Origin of the sequence: Streptomyces sp. 13-12-16 (assembly GCF_002114215.1) — a bacterium.
Lineage (GTDB): Bacteria > Actinomycetota > Actinomycetes > Streptomycetales > Streptomycetaceae > Streptomyces.
The window spans coordinates 1-1,693 of the sequence record NZ_NCTE01000890.1 but is presented as its reverse complement, the minus strand read 5'-3'; the positions used below and the strand labels follow the sequence as shown (position 1 = coordinate 1,693).

Below are 1,693 nucleotides of genomic sequence, written 5' to 3'. Positions count from 1 at the left end.
GACGCCGGACGCCGCAGTGCCCGGGGCGGTCGCGGCCGGTGCGGAGCCGGTCGGTGCGGAGCCGGTCGGTGCGGAGCCGGTCGGTGCGGGGCCGGCCGAGGAGGACCTGGCCGCGGAGGATCTGACCACGGAGGACCCGGCCGAGGAGGACCCGGCCGGTACGGAAGCGGGGGACCGGCCGGACGAGCTGCCCCCCGGGGCGCGGGTGCGGGTGCACCGCCTCCGCGCCGAAGCGCTGGCCGCGCGGGGCGACTACGCCGCCGCCGCGATCCACATGGTGCGTGCCGGGATCCTGGCACCGGACGACCCCGGGATCCTCGCCTCCAAGGGCGAGTACCTGCGGGCCTCCGGCCGGTTCGAGACGGCGCTGGCCGAACTGCTCCGGGCGGTCCTGCTCGACCCGGACCACTCCTACGCCTGGGCCTCCCTCGGCGCCACCCACCTCGCCCTCGGCGACCCGGCCGCCGCGCTCACCGCGCTGGACCGCGCCCTCGAACTCAGGCCCGACTACTTCTGGGCACTGATCCGCAGGGCCCGCGTCCGGCGGGAGCTCGGCGACCCCGGACGTCAGCTCGCCGACCTCGACCGTGCCGTCGCCCTGCAGCCCGACTCCCCGTGGGCCCACTGCGAACGCGGCGACGCGCTGCGGGCCACCGGCCGCGACGAGGAGGCCCTCACCGCGTACGACCACGCACTCGCCCTCGACCCCGAGTACGCGTCGGCGTACGCGAGCCGGGGCGTGAGCCGCTTCAATCTCGGCCGCCGCACGGAGGCCCTGGCCGACCTGGACCGCGCCCTGGAACTCGATCCCTCCTACGAGTGGGCGCGCGCCCAGCGCGACGCGGTCGTACGGCACCGCGACGGCTGAGACCCCCTGTCCGACCACTCGCGATCACTCACTTCACACGCCTCACACCCCGCGTACCGATCCGCCCCCTGAACCGTCCGTCCCCGTTCGATTACAGTGCTGGGCGTCGTACGTACGGACGGTGCCCCGGGAGGTCTTGGTGGGCGGTACTGCCGGGCCCGTGTGGGGGCGGCGCGAGCAGCAGGACTTCCGCAGCCGGGTGCGCGGGACGCTGCTCGGGGTCGCCCTCGGGGACGCGCTGGGCGCGCCCGTGGACGGAATGACGGCCGACGGGATACGACAGGCGCACGGCGCGGAGGGCCTCACCGAGTTCGCCCCCGCCCACGGCCGGCGCGGTGCCGTCACCCACCACACCCAGCTCACCCTCTTCTCCGTGGACGGCCTGATCCGCGCCCAGGTGCGGCGCGACACCGGCGCCTGGCATCCGCCGACCGATCTGCACCGGGCGTATCTGCGCTGGGCCACCACCCAGCGGGACTGGGGCCCGGACGAGCGGCGCAAGGACGACGGCTGGCTGGCGCGCGAGGAGTGGCTGTACGCCCGCCGGGAGCCCGCCCGCACGCTGCTGCTCGGGCTCGGGGACGAGACCATGGGGACGCCGGCGGCGCCCAAGAACCCCGGGGAGGCGGGGCCCGAGGCGGCGGCCCGGTCCGCGCCGTTCGGGCTGCTCGTCGGCTGGGATCCGCAGCTCGTCGTGCAGCTCGCCGTGGAGTGCGCGGCGCAGACCCACGGCCACCCGGTCGCCTGCCTCGCGGCGGGCGCGTACGCCGTGATCGTGCACGCGCTGGCCCGGGGCGAGAGCCTGGACACGGCGGTGCAGCGGAC

At 76.5% G+C, this 1,693-nt stretch carries 2 protein-coding genes; both read left to right on the top strand.

Features of this window, described 5'->3' with window-relative positions; all coding sequences use genetic code 11:
- The coding region (locus B7767_RS31335) for a tetratricopeptide repeat protein (protein WP_179167360.1) at positions 1-868 on the top strand (868 nt) is incomplete at its 5' end.
- Positions 869-1,007: 139 nt separating this feature from the next.
- Positions 1,008-1,693: ADP-ribosylglycohydrolase family protein (locus B7767_RS31330; RefSeq protein WP_143652722.1), on the top strand; the 686-nt coding region annotated here is incomplete at its 3' end.